At 37.0% G+C, this 20,573-nt stretch carries 16 protein-coding genes; 12 read left to right on the top strand and 4 right to left on the bottom strand.

The window, feature by feature from the left end; all coding sequences use genetic code 11:
* Positions 1 to 63: 63 nt before the first annotated feature.
* Positions 64 to 1,950: a hypothetical protein gene (locus tag ACN5J7_RS01125; protein WP_418602331.1), complete on the top strand. Its 1,887-nt coding sequence runs from the start codon at positions 64 to 66 to the stop codon at positions 1,948 to 1,950.
* On the opposite strand, the gene ACN5J7_RS01120 is transcribed toward ACN5J7_RS01125, so the two are convergent.
* From ACN5J7_RS01120 to ACN5J7_RS01105, 4 genes are read right to left on the bottom strand one after another with little or no spacing between them, the layout of a single operon-like run.
* Complete coding sequence (locus tag ACN5J7_RS01120) at positions 1,947 to 2,510, bottom strand: 5-formyltetrahydrofolate cyclo-ligase (protein ID WP_311936890.1); 564 nt, start codon at positions 2,508 to 2,510, stop codon at positions 1,947 to 1,949. The genes ACN5J7_RS01125 and ACN5J7_RS01120 overlap by 4 nt on opposite strands.
* A gap of 32 nt (positions 2,511 to 2,542) precedes the next feature.
* Entirely contained in the window at positions 2,543 to 3,514 is a 972-nt protein-coding gene (locus ACN5J7_RS01115; protein ID WP_418602330.1) for a succinylglutamate desuccinylase/aspartoacylase family protein, read from the bottom strand.
* Positions 3,515 to 3,541: 27 nt separating this feature from the next.
* A complete protein-coding gene (gene rimK / locus ACN5J7_RS01110) occupies positions 3,542 to 4,417 on the bottom strand; it encodes a 30S ribosomal protein S6--L-glutamate ligase (RefSeq protein ID WP_418602329.1) in 876 nt (291 codons plus the stop codon).
* Position 4,418: 1 nt separating this feature from the next.
* A complete protein-coding gene (locus ACN5J7_RS01105; RefSeq protein ID WP_418602328.1) occupies positions 4,419 to 4,841 on the bottom strand; it encodes an ATP-dependent zinc protease in 423 nt (140 codons plus the stop codon).
* 323 nt (positions 4,842 to 5,164) lie between these two features.
* Here ACN5J7_RS01105 and uvrC point away from each other — a divergent pair, with 323 nt between their 5' ends.
* The 11 genes from uvrC (at position 5,165) to ACN5J7_RS01050 (ending at position 20,570) form a co-directional block, all read left to right on the top strand.
* On the top strand, positions 5,165 to 6,958 hold the full coding sequence (gene uvrC, locus ACN5J7_RS01100) for an excinuclease ABC subunit UvrC (protein ID WP_418602327.1): 1,794 nt from the start codon (positions 5,165 to 5,167) through the stop codon (positions 6,956 to 6,958).
* On the top strand, positions 6,948 to 7,394 hold the full coding sequence (locus tag ACN5J7_RS01095; RefSeq protein ID WP_418602326.1) for a hypothetical protein: 447 nt from the start codon (positions 6,948 to 6,950) through the stop codon (positions 7,392 to 7,394). Before uvrC ends, ACN5J7_RS01095 begins: the two co-directional genes overlap by 11 nt.
* 94 nt (positions 7,395 to 7,488) lie before the next feature.
* Entirely contained in the window at positions 7,489 to 7,767 is a 279-nt protein-coding gene (locus ACN5J7_RS01090) for a hypothetical protein (protein ID WP_418602325.1), read from the top strand.
* Positions 7,768 to 7,843: 76 nt separating this feature from the next.
* A complete protein-coding gene (locus ACN5J7_RS01085) occupies positions 7,844 to 10,081 on the top strand; it encodes a patatin-like phospholipase family protein (RefSeq protein ID WP_418602324.1) in 2,238 nt (745 codons plus the stop codon).
* Positions 10,082 to 10,286: 205 nt separating this feature from the next.
* On the top strand, positions 10,287 to 11,441 hold the full coding sequence (locus ACN5J7_RS01080) for a homogentisate 1,2-dioxygenase (RefSeq protein WP_418602323.1): 1,155 nt from the start codon (positions 10,287 to 10,289) through the stop codon (positions 11,439 to 11,441).
* A gap of 269 nt (positions 11,442 to 11,710) precedes the next feature.
* Positions 11,711 to 12,868 (top strand): 4-hydroxyphenylpyruvate dioxygenase, encoded by a 1,158-nt coding sequence (gene hppD, locus ACN5J7_RS01075; protein ID WP_418602322.1) that lies wholly within the window; start codon positions 11,711 to 11,713, stop codon positions 12,866 to 12,868.
* A 383-nt stretch (positions 12,869 to 13,251) separates the two neighbouring features.
* The gene (locus ACN5J7_RS01070) at positions 13,252 to 14,034 is read left to right on the top strand and encodes a DUF3108 domain-containing protein (RefSeq protein WP_418602321.1); all 783 of its coding nucleotides are present in this window, start codon (positions 13,252 to 13,254) and stop codon (positions 14,032 to 14,034) included.
* A gap of 4 nt (positions 14,035 to 14,038) precedes the next feature.
* Complete coding sequence (locus ACN5J7_RS01065) at positions 14,039 to 14,959, top strand: tryptophan 2,3-dioxygenase family protein (RefSeq protein WP_418602824.1); 921 nt, start codon at positions 14,039 to 14,041, stop codon at positions 14,957 to 14,959.
* Between the two features lie 26 nt (positions 14,960 to 14,985).
* Positions 14,986 to 16,242: a peptidoglycan DD-metalloendopeptidase family protein gene (locus ACN5J7_RS01060; protein WP_418602320.1), complete on the top strand. Its 1,257-nt coding sequence runs from the start codon at positions 14,986 to 14,988 to the stop codon at positions 16,240 to 16,242.
* Between the two features lies 1 nt (position 16,243).
* A complete protein-coding gene (gene pgi / locus ACN5J7_RS01055) occupies positions 16,244 to 17,863 on the top strand; it encodes a glucose-6-phosphate isomerase (RefSeq protein ID WP_418602319.1) in 1,620 nt (539 codons plus the stop codon).
* A 166-nt stretch (positions 17,864 to 18,029) separates the two neighbouring features.
* Positions 18,030 to 20,570 carry a TonB-dependent receptor gene (locus tag ACN5J7_RS01050; RefSeq protein ID WP_311936844.1) on the top strand — a complete coding sequence of 847 codons (2,541 nt, stop codon included), beginning with the start codon at positions 18,030 to 18,032 and terminating at the stop codon, positions 20,568 to 20,570.
* Positions 20,571 to 20,573 lie beyond the last annotated feature (3 nt).

Raw genomic sequence — 20,573 nt, 5'->3', positions numbered from 1 at the left:
GTAAGTATTTTTCTACCTCAAACGGATTTGCTATATTTAAATTTTCTACCAAACCCTCAATTAATGAAAATTAAGTATTTGCTATTAATACCATGCTTATTATTTGTTTCACAAGCAGCTTTCTCTCAAAACACCTTCAATATTATTTTTAATGCCAATGATAGGGATCAGGAATGTAAGGCCTGTATTCATGCGTTTCGTCAAAAACCCAAAGAGGTCAGGTATTCGATTAAAAGAGAAAACGACGATCTTTATTTTGAAATAAACGATAAAAACTGGTTTAATTCGGTATTTAAAAATGTCGGCGATGGCCTTGCAGTAGATGTTGTGTCGAAAGACAGATACGCTTGTCAGGTTCAGTCTATAGACAATTACCAAATCAAAGGGCTTTTGCTTGAGCCCGTTTATGCCGAAGCATTAAAAAGGGGCTTAACAATTAACACAGAAAACATATTTAGGGTAAAGGTTGGTAAAATTCCTAAAAAACTCCTTAAACACGATTTAGAATACAACATCCTGTTTTTGGGCAATAAAAACCTGTGTCGGTATTATGTAACTTACGATTTGGATTACTATTCGTGGGATTTACTAGATATGGGTATGTACTTGGATTTTTTAACCTACGGTACCAAACAAATAAGGGCATCAGCTAAAGAAGGCTATGCGATTAGAAATAAAACTTTAAAATTTGTAATTCCCTTCAAAAAAAATAAAGCAAGTTATTCCCAAGCCGATATAAAACCCATTTACGATTCGTTAAGAATAACAGATTTCGATATTAAGTCTTTAAATATCAAGGCTTACTCTTCCATAGAAGGGATTTCGAAACGAAATGTCGAATTGCAAGAACAACGTGCAAATAGCATCGTTGCCGCATTGCAAACCTTTCAAAAACCAACCATTAAAACCGTTGTTTCTGCTTCGGAAAACTGGGTGGAATTTTTTAACGATATTGACGGAACCCCATATGAGAATTTAAAAACGCTGACTAAAAACGACGTAAGGAAAAAAATAGCAGGAACGGTATCGAGGGAAATGGAATATCTTTTAAAGAACCACCGAAAGGCCGTTGTTGAATTAGAACTGGAAAAGAAAGAAAAAAACATTGGCAAGTCTGCCAATACGCTGTTAACGGAATTTAATCGGGCCATTACCGAAAATAAAGTTGATCAAGCAAAAACAATTCAAAATTCAATTTTCGAAAAGATTAAATCAAATGAAACCACGCCGGCCATTTTACAGAAAATGGATATCCCAAAACAGGCTAAATACGCTAAATTGATTAATAAAAATGCGGCCTATAAATATATGTTAAATGAAAGACAGGCATTAATTGTTTACAACGAATTGCTCGATCTTGAAAAACTAGCGCCTAACGATAAAGAGATAAAGTACAACATCGCTGCAATTGAAATAATACTATGGCGGCACAAGGCTATTGATATTGATGAATCTGAATTGGTAAAAAACATAAATGCCTTGAAAAAACACGGCATACACAGGTCGCTAATTTCAAGAATGATGGCAAATTTCCATATTGTTATAGCCGAAAAATTAATGAAAAACAGGGATTTTGACAACAAAGACAAATCGGTTGATTATGTAAATAAAAGATATAAAAAGTTTCCGTTGTCCGATTACGATTATTTGAGTTTAGCTCAGTTTTTCAGCATTTATGGTAACTCTAATTTGGCTGTTAAGTTATTGGAAAGAAAAGCCAGAACCATTGATATTGATGAAGATTTACTATTCTATTATTTAAACCTAACCTTAATTGACGAAAGCTTAACAAACGACCCCAATTACCGAACCATAATGCTTAATGCGATAAATATGAATAAAACGCGTTTTTGCAAGTTGTTCAATGCTGTTGAAAATGGCGGTGTAACCTTCCAGTTATTGGATAATGAATATTTAAGAAATACCTATTGCGAGAATTGCAATGACTAAAACGTGTAAATGGTATCTGGCGTAACGCAGTAATCCAGTTTAATATCGCCTTGGTAAATCCCTTCAATGTTCTCTTCAACACTAAAAAGGGACAAACCAATTTTAATGGTTTCCGGTTTGCAGTTGGCCAAAAAATTATCGTAAAATCCTTTGCCGTAGCCTACCCGATTGCCTTGTTTATCAAATGCCAAAAGCGGTACAAAAACCACATCTATTTTTTTATCGTCAATTTCTATGCCATCAACAGGTTCGGGGATACCCCAAGCGCTTTTCTTAATTACCGTATTGTCGGTCAATAAATAATTGATTAAAGACGTGTCTTTAAATTTACATTTAGAGATGACAATGTTTTTGTCTTTCCCGGAAAGAATGTTTAAAATATAATCGGTGTTAATCTCTTTCAGCTCTTTAATCGATAAAAATATATGGTAGAAAGTGTGTTCCCAAATAGGCAAACTTAAAGTTTGGTTGGCAATAGCCATACTAAAATCGTCTATCTGTTTAAGCGATAAATCTTCGCGAAGCGCTTTATACTTTTTACGTAATGCTGGTTTGTCCATACTTGATTAATTTGAATTGAGAGCTGGCTCTTTTAACGTTTCAATTTTGTGGTAATATGAAAAAGTGCATCGCCTTGGTACACCACTGGCGATTGGTTTACATTAATAATATACCCTGTATGGTCAGCTTTTACAAAATAATTCATCTTGCCGTAAGGGTCGGTTATATTACCTAACAAATCACCTTTGTCTACTTTCGCATTTATTTTAACGGACGCCTTAAACATGCCTGAAAATTTAGCCCGAATCCATTTGCTTTCCTCAATAAAAACACAATCTTTTTTTGGTGTAGACACTTTAAACTTCGAACTTAACATGCCCAAATGATGCAGCACCCTTTTGGCACCGTTAACACCGGAATTGGTTACAATATCATCAATATAAAAAGACTTTCCGCCTTCAAAAAGCAACAAAGGCTTACCCAGTTTATAACAGGTATTTCTAAACGATTTATTTAGGTTTTTTGAGTACAGCACAAAGGGCGCGCCAAAAACCTTTGCCAATCCATTAAGCTGTTTATTGGCCTTTGCGATACGCAATTGCGGGGCATTAAAACGTCCCGAACCACCTGTATGAAAGTCCATAACATAATCTACATGCGGTACAATTTCCGTTATTAGTTTGTGGGCCACACGACTTGCCAACGACCCGTTTTTAGACCCCGGAAACACTCGGTTTAAATCACGGCCATCGGGGAATTCCCGTTTTAAATTTATAAACCCAAAAATATTAATGATGGGCATACAAATAATGGTTCCGGACTTTGGTTTGTTAATGCCTTTGGCAATTAACTGCCTTACAATTTCAACGCCATTTACTTCGTCGCCATGTATGCCAGCAGTAAATAAAACCGTTGGCCCCGGCTTTTTTGAGCGCTCAATAATAATGGGCACATTTACAGGCGATGAGGTGTGCAAATTGGCAACCACAAAATTCACTTCTTTGCGCTCTCCAGGTTTAATAGGTTTGCCTAAAATGGTAAGTATATTGGTTTCGGTACTCATATTACAAATATCATTTATTAAATGAAATTAGCGTCTGTTTCGTTCAATAAAAGTAATAATAGCTTTGGCAATATTCCGTCCGGTAGCGCCTTCAATACCTTCTAAACCCGGTGTTGAATTCACTTCTAAAAGCAATGGCCCACGTGCCGATTGCAACATATCAACCCCACAAACCGGAAGCTTTAAAGCCTTAGAGGCATTCATGGCTAATTTAAGCTCGTCGTGGTCCAGTTTTATAATATTTGCCGATCCGCCACGGTGCAAATTAGACCTAAACTCGCCTTCCTTTCCTTGGCGTTTCATCGCGCCAACCACTTGTCCGTCAACCAACAAAACCCTTATATCGGCACCTTTGGCCTCTTTAATAAATTCCTGAACAATAACACGGGCCTGCAAGCCATTAAAGGCTTCCAAAACCGATTCGGCCGCATTTTTGGTTTCGGCCAATACCACACCCAAACCCTGTGTGCCTTCCAGTAATTTTATAATTACGGGCGTACCGCCAACATGTTCTATAACTTCTTCCACATCGCGCGAGTAATTGGTAAAAACGGTTTTTGGCATACCAATTCCCGCTTTACTTAAGCGTTGTAAACTTCGCAGTTTATCCCTAGAGCGCTGTATGGCATCAGAGGTTACAATAGTAAACACACCCATTTCCTCAAATTGTCGCACCACAGCGCACCCATAAAAGGTTACCGAAGCTCCAATTCTTGGTATTATCGCATCTACATAATCCAAATATCTGTCCCTATAATATATGGTCGGTTTTTCGCGCTCTATTATAATATCGCATTTCAAAGGGTCAATCACTTCAACTTTATGCCCGCGCTTTTCACCTTCTTCAACCAAACGTTGGGTCGAGTATAAATGCACATTTCTAGAGAGTATTACTATATTCATTCTACTTTTTTAAATTAAAGGACACATTTTCAACATCCACATCCACCAAAAATTTGCGTTTTAAAAACTGTCTCCCAATAAGCACCGGAAATTTCATATCCTCGCGCGTGCTTAAAGTTAAGTTAATCTTATAAGACTTTCCAAAAAATATAACTTCCGACTTTATTTTATACCTATTTTCCTTAAAACCATTACTACTTTTTACGTTGGTGCGCCAAAACTCATTAAACACAATTTCGGTTTTACCAAAGTTTTTGTGCACCTCGCTGTTAAAAATACATCGCAAGCTTTCGCCCTCTTCAATAATCTCAGAGCAATGTATCGCCGATGTGTAAGCACCGGTATCAATTTTTACATCAATATGGTTCAAGCCCAGTTTCGGGAAATCCACAATATCAATACGTCCTATAACTTTTTTGGTCATTTTTTTATTTATAATTTGGGCGTTACCTAAAGGTCGGGCTTTCCGTTTCAAGTCCGCGCTCGTGCCTCGCTGTGGGCTTTCCTCTGCAATCCCTAACGCGGGTTAGTCCGCGGTTTTCAGTGCTCAATCGCAAGTTAAAACCTTGTTTGTCATCGTAATAACTTCAATCAACTATCAACCGTCTTTTGTTGTTTAAGTTTTTTAAAAAGTGGCGCAAGGTAGTAAATTAGTTATTCCAAAAAACCATTTTACATTAAAAGTTTAACACATTTATATAATTGTATTTTCAGTCCTAAAAAATTAAAATAATTACCTTTGGGAAAATGAGTAAACCTACACTAGACATACAATTAAAAACCTTACCAAATGCTCCCGGTGTGTATCAATATTTTGATGCCGATGGCACCATTATTTACGTAGGAAAGGCTAAAAACCTAAAAAAGAGGGTCAGTTCCTATTTTACCAAAACACACGACAATGGCAAAACCAGAGTACTGGTAAAAAAAATAGCCAACATAAAACACATTGTGGTCGATACCGAAACCGATGCTTTATTACTCGAAAACAACCTGATTAAAAAACACAAACCACGCTACAATGTGCTGCTGAAAGACGACAAATCGTACCCGTGGATCTGCATAAAAAAAGAGCGATTTCCCAGGGTGTTTTCTACCCGACGCGTTTTTAAAGACGGTGGCGAATATTTTGGCCCCTACACCAGCATGAAAACCGTTTCAACACTGTTGGATTTAATAAAAGGCCTCTATAATTTACGCACGTGCAACTATCATTTATCCGAAGAAAAAATACAAGCCGGCAAATATAAAGTCTGTTTAGAATACCACTTGGGAAACTGTAAAGGCGCTTGCGAAGGTTTGGAAACCGAAGCCGAATACAACGAAAACATTAAAGCCATTCGGGAAATTTTAAAAGGAAATTTTAAAGATTCATTACAGCAATTTCGAGTGCAAATGAAACAATTTGCTAATAAAATGCAATTTGAAGACGCCCAAAAAATAAAGGAAAAAATAGAGGTACTGGAAAATTACCAAGCAAAATCCACCATTGTAAATCCAAAAATAAGCAATGTTGATGTGTTTTCCATAATGAGCGACGAGAGTTATGGTTATATCAATTTTTTGCAACTGTCTTATGGCTCCATTATCCGGTCGCACACCTTGGAAATTAAAAAGAAATTAGACGAAACCGACCAACAGCTTTTAGAATTGGCCATTACCGAAATACGGCAACGTTTCCATTCAAAATCAAAAGAAATCTATGTGCCCTTTAAAGTAAATTTGGGCGACGCTGTTAAAGTTACCGTCCCTAAATTGGGCGATAAAAAACATATTTTAGACTTATCGTTGCGCAACGCCAAGTATTTTAGAATGGAGCGTTTTAAACAAGATAAAATTGTAGACCCCGATAGGCACGTAAACCGCATTATGGCACAAATGAAAGCCGATTTAAGGCTTTCTGTAGAACCGCGGCACATTGAGTGTTTCGATAATAGCAACATACAAGGCACGCATCCGGTGGCTGCCTGTGTGGTTTTTAAAAACGGAAAACCCAGCAAAAAAGATTACCGCCATTTTAATATAAAAACCGTTGAAGGACCAGACGATTTTGCATCGATGGAAGAAGTGGTGTATCGGCGGTACAAACGCTTGTTGGACGAAAACCAACCCTTGCCACAGCTTATTATTATTGATGGCGGAAAAGGGCAACTTTCTTCGTCATTAAAAAGTTTGGATGCTTTAAATTTAAGAGAAAAAATAGCGATTATCGGTATTGCCAAACGTTTGGAAGAATTATTCTATCCAGACGATCCAATTCCCTTATATTTAGATAAAAAAAGCGAAACCCTAAAAATTATACAGCAATTGCGTAACGAAGCGCACCGTTTTGGTATCGAGCATCATAGAAATAAACGCAGTAAAACAGCGTTAAATACAGAGCTTGAAACCATTGCTGGCATTGGCGAAAAAACGGTTGTGGAATTATTAAGGCATTTTAAATCGGCCAAACGCGTTTCCAATGCCAAATTGGATGAGTTGGAAGCTGTGGTTGGGGTGTCGCGTGCGGAAAAGATTTATAATTATTATCATGGGAAGTGAGAGCGTTTTTGATATGAAAAGCTTAATAAAAAAAACATTAATAATATTTTGCTTACTTACTTTTTTAGTAAGTTGCTTTCAAGTTGAAACAACTAATCCTGATAAAGCTTATTCATATTGGGCTGGGGCAAAGCCTCCAAAGGACATTCAACTTATAAACGGAGAATATTATCAATCTCCTCATTTTACTCTCGAATATGAACTTTTTTTAGAATTTAAAGCAACAGAAGAATGGAGGCAAGAATTCATTAATTACAATGACTTAAAAATTGATATTCAGAATGAAGACTGGTCGAGATTTACAAAACTGCCTGAATGGTTTAAACCGAATGGCAATTATAAAGTTTACAGTAGAAATGATGAGTATGACCGGTCAAGATATTTTATTGAGCCTAAAAGTGGAATATGTTATATTTATGAAACTGTTGGAATGTAATGAGCTAACTATTTCTAATAAATTAAAATGGCAATTTTGAACCCCAAAGAAGCGCTCTTTTGCAACGAGGAATATTTATTTTAGTTGAAGAAATATGAGAAAAAGAGTAATTAAAATATTAATAGTAGTAATTGGTTTATTCACAATCGGGTTTATCTATATAAACTCATCCTTTTTTATAGAAAAGCAAGAATGGAAATATGCTGAAGGTACTCATATTGGAGACTGGTTAAACAAAAGTAATATGGAAATTAACGATAGAATAATTTATTCTTTCCAAAGAAAAGCAAAAATAGTTTTCTCGACTGGCTCAAGTCTTGTAATTGAAAATATCGAAACAAAAGAAAGGGGAATTTATATTAATAAAAGTTAAGCAAATAATAAAACTATAAATATGAAACCGCGTAATGTTTCAAACATTAAAAAAGTAGTAATACTAAAACAACAACTTGAACAATAAAACAATCATATTAGCCCTATTTCTAATCGCGTCACTTTCCGCGAAAGCGCAAGCTCGAGCCACCCAAAAACACGATGTAAAAGTCGGTTTGGTATTAAGTGGCGGTGGCGCAAAAGGGTTGGCGCATATTGGCGTGCTTAAGGTTATTGATAGTTTGGGCGTTAAAATAGATTATGTTGCCGGCACAAGTATGGGCGCTATTATTGGGGCCTTGTACGCTTCGGGATATTCTGGAAACCAATTGGATTCCATCTTTAAAAAGGTAGATTTCGATAAAATTATAAGCGACGATTTACCAAGGTCGTCCAAAGCCTTTTACGAGCGCAATAACTCCGAAAGATACGCCATAACGCTGCCGTTTAATAAGCTGAAAATTAAATTGCCGTCGGCACTTTCAAGAGGTCAAAACACTTACAGTTTACTGTCTAAATTAACATTGCACGTAAGCGAAATTGAAGATTTCAGCAAGCTGCCCATTCCGTTTTTCTGTATTGGCACCAATGTGGAAACCGGCGAATCGGTGATGTTGGATCGCGGCAACTTAACCCAATCTATAATGGCGAGTGGCGCGTTTCCGTCGTTATTTCAGCCTGTAATTATCAACAATCAAGTGCTTATTGATGGCGGCGTTGCCAATAATTATCCCATTGACGAACTCAAGGCAAAAGGCATGGATATTATCATTGGTGTTGATGTACAAGACGGATTGGCCAATAGAGAAGAGCTTACCTCGGCACCCGAAGTATTGTTGCAAATCAACAACTTTAGGACCATAAAAGACATGAGAATAAAGGCTGAAAAAACCGATATTTATATAAAACCCGATATTACGGATTTTACCGTTGTATCTTTTAGCGAAGGTGAAAAAATTATAAAACGGGGCATAACGGCAGCTTATGGCAAAATCCATGCGTTGAAGGATTTATCGAAATACGATGAAAACAAACCGAAGTTTAAAGTGAATTTACACACCCAAGATTCTATCAGAATTAATTCGGTAACCCTAAACGGAAACGATAAATATACACGGGCTTATGTTTTAGGTAAGCTGAGGCTGAGATTGAATGAAAAGATAGCTTTTAAAGAATTTTATAAAGGCGTTAACAACCTGGTGGCAACCAACAACTTTGATGCGTTTCAATACCAATTCAACAAATCTCAATATAGCGATGGGTACGATTTAACGGCAACCGTTAACGAAACCAACATTACCACCTTTTTAAAATTAGGGCTGCATTATGACGATTTATACAAAAGCGCAGCGCTAGTAAACGTGACCAAAAAAAGGTTTCTTTTTGATAACGATATCGCGTCTTTAGATTTGGTTTTTGGAGACAACGTGCGCTATAATTTCGAGTATTTAATCGATAAAGGATTTTATTGGAGTATTGGTGTGCGGTCTCGCTTTAATCAATTTCATAAAAACGTAAACGCCCAATTGTTTTTTGATGATAATGAAATTGCAACAACGGGATTAAATAAAATAGATATCGATTTTCAAGATCAAACCAATCAATTTTATTTGCAAACCCTAATAAAAAAAGATTTCGCCTTTAGTGTTGGCGCAGAGCATAAACGTTTGGAGATAAAATCCGAAACAGTTCTCACCAATAATAGCGAATTTGTGTTTGAAAACACCGATTATTTTAGCGCTTTTGGCACCTTAAAACTGGACACTTACGACCATAAATACTTCCCCAAGCGCGGTGTGCATTTTAATGGCGACTTACACATGTATTTATTAGCTTCAAGTTTTAACGGCGAGTTTGACGATTTCTCAATGGCCAAAGCAGATATGGGCTACGCCTTTAGTGTATCGGATAAATTAGCGATTAATTTAAAAACAAGCGGCGGTTTTAAAATAGGCGATAAATCTACACAATCCTTAAATTTTGCCCTTGGTGGTTACGGCAATAATTTGGTTAATAATTTTATTCCGTTTGTAGGTTACGATTTTGTGGCTTTAACTGGCAATAGCTACGTGAAGGCTCATTTAACGGCCGATTACGAAATATTTAAAAACCAGCATATTACTTTAGAAGGCAATTGGGCAAATGTTGATGACGATATTTTCGATACCGGCGAATGGTTTACACTACCCGACTATCGCGGCTATGCGTTGGGCTATGCTCTTGATACTTTAATCGGTCCCATTCAAGCAAAATTCAGCTACTCGCCCGAAGCCAAACAAAGCGTTTGGTTTTTTAACGTAGGGTTTTGGTTTTAGTAAGTGATTGTTTTTTACGATATTTGTAACATGATAGCACCATTTTGGGCAGATTTATTACAGTTTCTACACTACCTCATCAAGAGAAATCCTGAGTGAGAGCGCATTGTCATTCCTGCGAAGGCAGGAATCTTTTTAAATTCATTATCTTTATTTGAGTTTTAGTTATAAAGCCTTACAACTTTTCATTTTTAATATTTAAATTATGCCTTTTTATCATAAACTAGGAAACATTCCGCATAAACGTCATATTCAATTCAAAAAACCAGATGGTAGTTTGTATTACGAACAGCTCTTTGGCACCATTGGATTCGATGGCATGTACACAAATAGCTACCACGAACAGCGCCCCACACAAGTAAAAGAAATAAAAAAACAATACAGTGTCGCCCCAAAAATAGCGTTAAAGAACAATCTAAAATCATATCGTCTAAAAGGCTTTCAAGTAAAACCGGAAAATGATTTTTTAGAAAGCCGAAAAACCGTGCTAATCAATAGCGATTGTGCCATCATTTTGGCGGCTCCAAAACAATCCACACAAGATTATTTTTATAAAAACACCGATGCCGACGAATTGATTTTTATCCACAAAGGCACCGGTAAATTACGCACCATGTTGGGCAATCTCGATTTTAAATATGGCGATTACTTGTTGATTCCACGTGGCATTATTTACAAAATAGATTTCGACACTGAGGATAACAGACTGTTTATTGTCGAGTCCCGCCGTCCCATTTACACCCCAAAACGCTACCGCAATTGGTTTGGACAATTATTGGAGCACGCACCATTTTGCGAGCGCGACATCAGGCAGCCCCAAGAATTGGAAACCAATAATGAAAACGGCGACTTTTTAATCAAAGTAAAAAAACAAGACGATATTATTGAAATGGTTTACGCATCGCACCCCTTCGATGTGGTGGGTTACGATGGCTATAATTACCCGTATGCCTTTTCAATACACGATTTCGAACCCATCACGGGGCGTATCCATCAACCGCCTCCGGTGCATCAAACCTTTGAGACCGACGCCTTTGTGGTGTGCAGTTTTGTGCCGCGTTTGTACGATTACCACCCGCTGTCCATTCCGGCGCCTTACAACCACAGCAATATCGATAGCGACGAGGTGCTGTATTACGTTGACGGCGATTTTATGAGCCGAAACGATGTCGAGGCAGGCCATATCTCATTGCATCCCGCAGGCATTCCGCACGGGCCGCACCCCGGAGCCGCAGAACGCAGTATCGGCAAAACAAAAACCGACGAGCTGGCCGTTATGGTCGATACCTTTAAACCCCTAATGGTAACCGAAGAGGCCATGAAAATAGCCGATGAAAGCTACCACAAATCATGGCTGTAAACCAGCCTCCCCTAACACCTCCAAAGGAGGGGGACTAACAGCTAAAAAAATCATATTATTACTTGTTGTATAGTCAAAACGTTCATTAAAATAATTATTAGAAGCTATTTCCTGCTTTCACTACTCGCTGTTTCGTGCCTCAACGAGCTCAAACATGCCGTTCAATCAGGGCTAAGCCTATTTGCAAAGGCAATAGCTTCATAAAACAAAACACTCAATTACCCGAATTGGGTTTCTCCCCGTTTGGGGAGATTAAGAGGGGCTTCGTTATGAAAAACATAAAATCAGTAAACTACGGTTTAGAAAAAATATTTGGAGGCGCACAAGATTTCTTGCCGCTTTTAGGAACAGACTATGTAGAATTCTACGTAGGCAACGCCAAACAGGCAGCGCACTTTTATAAAACCGCATTTGGGTTTCAATCGTATGCCTATAAAGGTTTGGAAACCGGCTCGAAAGATACGGTAAGCTATGTGCTAAAGCAAGATAAAATACGCTTGGTTTTAACCACGCCATTAAACAGTAAATCCAAAATAAACGATCATATTGTAAAACATGGCGATGGCGTAAAAGTAATAGCCCTTTGGGTAGACGATGCTAGAAAATCTTACCAAGAAACCACAAGTCGCGGTGCAAAATCGTACATGGAACCAATCGTTGAAAAAGACGAGCACGGTGAAGTGGTTCGTGCAGGCATTTACACCTATGGCGAAACCGTGCACATATTTGTGGAGCGCAAAAACTATAACGGTACGTTTTTACCGGGGTTCCGCGAATGGAAATCAGATTACAACCCCACACCGGTGGGCTTAAAATATATTGACCATATGGTTGGAAATGTAGGTTGGGGACAAATGAATACTTGGGTAAAGTGGTACGAAGACGTTATGGGGTTCGAAAACTTTTTATCGTTTGATGATAAACAAATCCATACCGAATATTCCGCACTAATGAGTAAAGTGATGAGTAATGGCAACGGACGTATAAAATTTCCCATTAACGAACCGGCAAAGGGAAAAAAGAAATCGCAAATAGAAGAATATCTCGATTTTTACGAAGGCGCCGGTGTACAACATATTGCCGTAGCGACAGATGATATAATCAGTACGGTATCTCAATTGAGAGCAAGAGGTATTGAGTTTTTATCAACGCCACCAGAAGCTTATTACAAAGCTGTTCCGGGGCGTTTGGAAGAACACAGCCATGAGTTAAGAGAAGATATTGAAACCCTTAAAGGCTTAGGCATTATGATTGATGCCGATGAGGAAGGCTATTTATTGCAAATATTCACAAAACCTGTGGAAGACAGACCCACGCTATTTTTTGAAATTATTCAACGTATGGGCGCACGCGGATTTGGCGCAGGAAACTTTAAAGCCCTTTTTGAATCTATTGAACGCGAACAAGCCAATAGAGGTACGCTTTAAAAAGCAAATTGCACGTTTACAACTCCAGTAAACGTGCAGTTATCAACTAAACTAATTCAAATAAAACCTATAATATTTCAATAGGTAATCCCTACTAATAAATATTCAGTACTTAAATTATTTCACATTTTCAAGCATATAATTTAAGCTAGCACTTCACAACCTATAAAAACCTAGATTTTAATTAATTATACCCTTTCATCGAAAAAGAAATAAAATGTGAGCATAATTTTTAGCTCGATGTAACAAAAAAACGTTAAGAGCTTCTTATAATAACAGGCTGTGTAAAGAATTTTTATATTTTTGGAACAGTAATTGTAATTTCTTGCATACAACAATAAATGTAAACTCTAAGAGTTACAATATCTATCACCCAATAAAGCATGAAAAAAACACTACTTATAGTACTCGCATTTGGCACAATACAAATGGCTTTTTCCCAACAGGAGTCTGCGTTTGGTGATGGCGAATGGTTTAAATTCAGAATGAGTTACAGCAACTGGCTGAAAGCTGGAGAGGCCACACTTACCGTTAAAGACTCCAAATTAAACAACAAAGATGTTTACCATGTGGTTGGAAAAGGGAAAACCACGGGTATGATAAAGTGGTTTTTTAAAGTGAAGGACCGCTATGAAAGCTACTTCGATAAACACACCCTTTTGCCTTACAGGTTTATTAGAGATATAGATGAAGGCGGGCATACCAAAGATATTGAAATTGACTTCGACCAAAAAAACAATAAAGCCCACGTAAACGATAAAAAACACAACAAAAAAACAGTTTGGAACACCAAGCCTAATATACAGGACATGGTGTCAACCTATTACTATTTGCGCAACAACATCGATGTGAGCAAGTTAAAAATAGGCGATGAGTTTAAAATTGACATGTTTTTTGATGAAGAAACCTACGGGTTTAAATTACAGTATTTGGGCGAAGAAACCATCAGTACCAATTTTGGTAAAATTGAAGCCCTAAAATTTAGGCCTTATGTTATGGCAGGTCGCGTTTTTAAAGAAGAAGAAAGTTTAACACTTTGGGTGTCGAAAGACAAAAATAAAGTACCTTTGCGCATTAAAGCAGATTTAGCCGTAGGGTCTTTAAGAGCAGACCTTGAGGCTTTTAAAGGCTTAAAACATCCATTCCAAATAGTTGTTGAAAATTAAATAGATTTTGAGTACAGATATTACCAACCAGCTTAAAGAAAAATACGAGGCGATTGACCAAGATTTAGAGGTTCATCTTGAAGGTCTTTTATATAGCAAACCCATAAACTATTGGGACTATATTCAAACCGATGCCTTATTGAATTTACAAGTACAGCGCACCACCTTGCCAGACGAGATGGTGTTTATCATGTACCATCAAATAAACGAGCTGTTGTTTAAAATGATACTTGGCGAGATTGAACAAGTGGCAAAACACGACGCTGTTGATGCCGAATTGTTCACCTCGAAACTAATGCGTATTAGTCGTTATTTTGATATGCTCACATCGTCTTTTACTATTATGAAGGATGGAATGGACGTCGATCAGTACAATAAATTCAGAAAAACATTAACCCCGGCAAGCGGATTTCAAAGTGCGCAATACCGAAAAATTGAGTTTGCTTCAACAGAGCTCATCAATCTTATAGACAACAGGTTTAGGGATTCTATCGACAGAAACACCTCTTACGAACATGCCTTCGAACATTTGTATTGGCAAGCCGCCGGAAAAGATTATAAAACAGGAAAAAAAAGCTATACTTTAACAGCTTTTGAAGAACGATATAAAGAAGAGTTTATTAGATTTACCAAATTTTACAACACAAACAATTTATTATCAAAATTTAGAAAACTTCCAGAAGCAGTTCAAGCTGATAAAAGCTTAATAAAAGCCATGCGTCACTACGATTATACAGTAAACATAAAATGGGTGATGGCGCATTACAACACCGCAAACCACTATTTAAACATAGGCGGTAAAACAGCCGAAGCTACGGGCGGAAGTGAATGGGTGAAATACATGCACCCGAAATATCAAAGAAGAATATTTTTTCCAGAATTATGGACCGAAAAAGAATTACGAGAATGGGGAACAAATGTTTAGTATGGGCTTTACTAGCCCTAACCTTTATGGCTTGCAAAAAAGACAAACCCGAGCCAACACCAGTTTTACAAGAAGAAGTTGCTATAGTTGAGAAACCAAAGGAAGTTTATGAATTTGGCTTTAATTTAAACGACTATACAGTTAAAAGAGACACCATAAAAAAGGGAGATACTTTTGGAGTTATTTTAGAGCAAAACAACATAGGCTACCCAAAAATATTTCATATTGCTGAAAAAGCAAAAGATACTTTTGATATTCGTAGACTCCAAGTGGGTAAACCGTATACCATGTTGTTTTCCAAAGACTCTTTAGAGGTTCCAGAGAGTTTTATTTATCAACCCACAAAAGAGGAATATGTGGTTATAAACTTCAAGGATTCCATTCACGCTTTTAAAAGCCGGAAACCCATCACTTATGTTGAAAAAACATTGTCTGGCGTTATTACAAGTAGCATTTCTGAAACTTTGGACGAAAAAGGGATAAGCGCAGTGTTAACCAATAAATTAGCGGACGATATTTATGCTTGGACGATCGATTTTAGGAGACTTCAGAAAGGCGACCGTTTTAAGGTAATTTATACTGATAAGTATATTGACGATTCTATATACGGCGGCATACACGACGTAAAAGCAGCTTATTTTGAGCATAATAAAGAACCTTTTTACGCTTTTCAATTTGAAACAGATTCAACCAAGGGCATCATAGATTACTTTAATCATGAAGCTAAAAATTTACGAAGGGCTTTCTTAAAATCACCTATTAAATTTGGCAGATTATCTTCTCGATATAATTTAAAGCGAAGAATTGCATATTATGGCTATAAAATAAGACCACATAGAGGCACTGATTTTGCTGCCCCTGTTGGAACCCCCATAATGGCGACTGCCAATGGAACCGTTACGGCTTCAACACGAAGAGGTGGTAATGGTAAATATGTAAAAATAAGACATAATGCCACCTACGAAACCCAATATTTGCATATGAGCAAACGCTTAGTTAAAGTAGGGCAGTTTGTAAAACAAGGCGATATTATTGGAAGAGTAGGTATGACAGGTAATACCGGCGGACCTCACGTGTGTTATCGCTTCTGGAAAAACGGAAAGGAAGTCGATCCTTTTAAGCAAAAACTTCCGGAGGCAAAACCCATTTCGGATTCATTAAAATTTCAATTTTTAGAATATATCAAACCTATAAAATATAAATTGGACAATATTCAATTTGAACCGGAAATTCCTGAAAATCAAGACCCGGAACAAACTATAATTACTCCAGCAAATTCATAATATGTCACTACCAGCTATAAACCCAACCGCAACCAATTCTTGGAAAAAACTACAAGAACATTACAACAAAATCAATCGTGTTCACATGAAAGATTTGTTCGCTCAAGACAGCGACCGAGCCAATAAATTCACCATTAAATGGGATGATTTTTACGTTGATTTTTCTAAAAACAGAATTACCGAAGAGACGTTTAAATACTTGTTGGAGTTGGCTGATGATGTTAAATTAAAAGACGCTATTGCAAGTCAGTTTTCAGGTGAGAAAATAAATCAAACCGAGGGACGTGCCGTTTTACATACCGCATTGCGCGCTCCAAAAAATGCCCAGTTTTATGTTGATGGCGTTAACGTTATGCCCGAAATTCACCAAGTAAAACAAAAAATTGAAGGGTTTACCAACGAAGTTGTAAATGGCAACAGAAAAGGCTTTACAGGCAAACCATTTACCGATATTGTAAATATTGGTATTGGCGGCTCGGACTTGGGACCAGCTATGGTTGTGGAATCTTTGCAGTATTATAAAAATCACCTAACCACACATTTTGTTAGCAATGTTGATGGCGATCACGTCAACGAGGTCATTAAAAAACTAAACCCGGAAACCACACTTTTTGTGGTGGTTTCAAAAACATTTACCACCCAAGAAACCTTATCAAATGCAAACACCATTAAAGATTGGTTTCTAAATACAGCAAATCAAGATGCCATTGCAAAACACTTTGTTGCCGTATCTACAAATATTGAAAGCGTTAAGAGTTTTGGAATTGACGAGAACAATATTTTCCCCATGTGGGATTGGGTTGGTGGCCGTTTTTCGCTGTGGAGTGCCGTTGGTTTAAGCATCAGTTTAGCCGTGGGTTATAATAATTTTGACAGTTTGTTAAAAGGCGCCCATAAAATGGATAACCACTTTAAAACCGAGGATTTTAAAACCAACATTCCAGTGGTTTTGGCCTTGATAAGTATTTGGTACAACAATTTTTTTAAAGCTGAAAGTGAAGCTGTAATAGGCTACTCGCAATACCTAAACCAATTTGCAACCTATTTGCAGCAAGGCATTATGGAAAGCAACGGGAAAAGTGTAGATAGAAACGGAGATGCAATAGATTACGAAACAGGGACTTTAATTTGGGGCGAACCGGGAACCAATTCGCAGCACGCCTTTTTTCAACTCATTCATCAAGGCACAAAATTAATTCCTGCAGATTTTATTGGGTTTTTAAAATCGTTACACGGCAATCAAGATCACCAAGACAAATTAACGTCTAATTTTTTAGCGCAAACCGAAGCCCTTTTAAACGGAAAAACCAAAGACGAAGTTATTGCTGAAGGCACTGATGCATCCATAATCCCATTCAAAATATTTAAAGGCAATAAACCGACAAATACCATTTTTATAAACAAGCTAACACCCGAAAGTTTAGGGAAATTAATTGCAATGTACGAGCATAAAATATTTGTGCAAGGCATTATTTGGAATATTTTTAGCTACGACCAGTTTGGGGTTGAATTAGGCAAGCAATTGGCCAGTAAAATATTAATAGAATTTGGTGCAAGTGCAATTGGCAATCACGATTCTTCCACAAGCAACCTATTGAATTATTACAAGAATTTATCTTAATTTATTGCGATATCATTAAAATCAACATCAAAAAGGTAAATATTGTTAATATTTGCCTTTTTTTGTTTATAACTAAATGTTAAGTTTGTTAACATTTAGTTAATATTAATTGCTTAATTATATGTATTTTTGCGTCGACTAATTTCAAAATAATTAATTTAAAATTATGAAAAAAACTTCTCAATTTTTATTGCTGACTGTAGCGTTTTTATTTTCTACAGTAATTATGGCACAAAGTACTTTAACCGGTTCGGTTTTAGAAGCAGGAAGCAATATACCACTTCCAGGAGCTAATATTATCGAAAAAGGTACTACCAATGGTGTAACATCAGACTTTGATGGAAACTTTACACTTAAAACACAAGCTTCTTCTGGCGAAATTGTAATCACTTTTGTTGGTTACAGCTCGAAAACCTTATCTTTTTCTGGAGATGCCGATCTTGGAAAAATCTTCCTGGAATCTAGTCAAGTAGGTCTTGAAGAAATACAAATTATTGCTTCTGTGGCTGTTGATAGAAAAACGCCAGTAGCCGTATCAACTGTAAAAGCAGCCGATATAGAGCTAAAATTAGGAACACAAGAATTTCCTGAGATTTTAAAATCAACTCCAGGCGTATATGCAACCAAAGCAGGTGGTGGTTATGGTGACGGTAGAATTAATGTACGTGGTTTTAAATCTGAAAACGTAGCCGTTATGATTAATGGTGTACCAATTAACGATATGGAAAACGGTCGTGTATTTTGGTCTAACTGGGCTGGATTAGCCGATGCAACAAGATCTATGCAAGTACAAAGAGGTCTTGGAGCTTCAAAGGTTGCCGTGCCATCAATTGGTGGAACTATTAATATCTTATCTAAAACTACCGATGCAGAGGCAGGTGGAAATGTTTCTACTACTCTAGCAAACGACGGGTATTTAAAATACGGATTAACGTATTCTACAGGATTAAACGAGAACGGTTTTGCTGCTACAGTATCTGCTGCCAAAACTTCTGGAGATGGTTATGTAGATGGCACCGAATTTACTGGAGTTTCTTATTTTCTTAACCTTTCAAAACAATTCAACGAAAGCCACACCTTATCATTTACAGCTATTGGTGCGAAACAACGTCATGGTCAAAGACAAAATCGCCACACTATAGAAACCTATAGAAGTAGTGAAAGAGGTATTAAATACAACTCTGATTGGGGTTATAAAAATGGACAAGTAACCCATATTGAAGATAACTTTTACCACAAACCTCAAATTTCATTAAATCACTATTGGACACTAAGTGATAGAACAAGTGTGTCAACCGCATTATATGGCTCATGGGGCTCTGGTGGTGGTGGTGGAACCGCAGGATCGGATAGAAGTAAATTTTCTAGTGACGATTATAAAATTGGAAACTTTGGACCCGTGGATTTAGATCGTATTGTTGATGAGAATATTGAAAATGGCGCTCTTGGTTCTACTACATTCTTAAGAGCATCGCGTAACGATCACAACTGGTACGGGCTTTTATCTACATTAAAAACAGACTTATCTGATAATACCGTTTTATTAACCGGATTAGATTGGAGAAGCTATAAAGGTATTCACTTTAGAGAAGTTACCGATTTATTAGGCGGGCAGTATGCGACTGATGACAGCGATGTGAACGACCCAAATAAAGTACTTCAAGTTGGCGATAAATTCTCATATTTTAATGATGGTATCGTAGGCTGGTTAGGTGCTTTCGGACAAGTAGAGCACGATATTAATGAGAACTTTAATACCTTCGTTTCTTTATCTGTTTCAAATACATCTTACAAAAGAGTTGACTATTTTAACTACTTAGATAGCGACCCATTACAAGAAACAGATCGTTATAATTTCTTAGGCTATAGTATTAAAGGTGGTGCTAACTACAGGTTAGACGATAAACATAATGTGTTTGCCAACGTTGGTTATTTTGAAAAAGCACCAGGTTTCGATAGTGTGTTTTTACAATTTGATAACGAGCATATCAATGAAGATGCAGCAAATCAAAAAATTACAAGTTTCGAGTTGGGTTATGGTTATAGAGGCGACAAGCTTTCTGCAAACGTAAACTTATACTCTACAAGATGGAATGATAGAAGTGAAACAGCTTCGTTCCAACAACCAGACGGATCGTTTTTGGCAGCAAACATTTTAGGTGTAAACGCGCTTCATAATGGTATTGAACTTGATTTTGTTTACAAGGCTTCTTCAAAAGTAAAATTCACAGGTATGGCATCTTTTGGAGATTGGAGATGGGATAGCAATGTAGAAAACGTTGATATTATTGACGAAGAACAAAATGTTGTAGACACGGTTAATTTATTTATAAAAGATTTACACGTAGGTGATGCAGCACAAACAACTATGGCTTTGGGTATGAATTATAGCTTATCGCCAGAAACCACATTGTTATTAGATTACATCTATTATGATAATTTATATGCAGATTTTGATCCGAGTGATAGAGGAACTCCTGGACCTGAAACATGGGTAGTACCAAGTGTGGGGTTATTTGATATGGTATTAAAACACGATTTCGATTTAGGTCCTTTTAGAGGAACTTTAACAGGAAGAATTAACAACCTATTTGATACAGAATATATTTCTGATGCTAACGATGGTACAAATTCAGACGCAGATACTGCACTAGTTTGGTTTGGTAACGGAAGAACCTTTAGTGTTGGGGCAAAATTTAATTTTTAAAAA

The organism is Hwangdonia sp. (assembly GCF_048381975.1).
GTDB lineage: Bacteria > Bacteroidota > Bacteroidia > Flavobacteriales > Flavobacteriaceae > Hwangdonia > Hwangdonia seohaensis.
The sequence above is the reverse complement of the archived record's forward strand: the minus strand, read 5'-3'. Positions and strand labels throughout refer to the sequence as shown.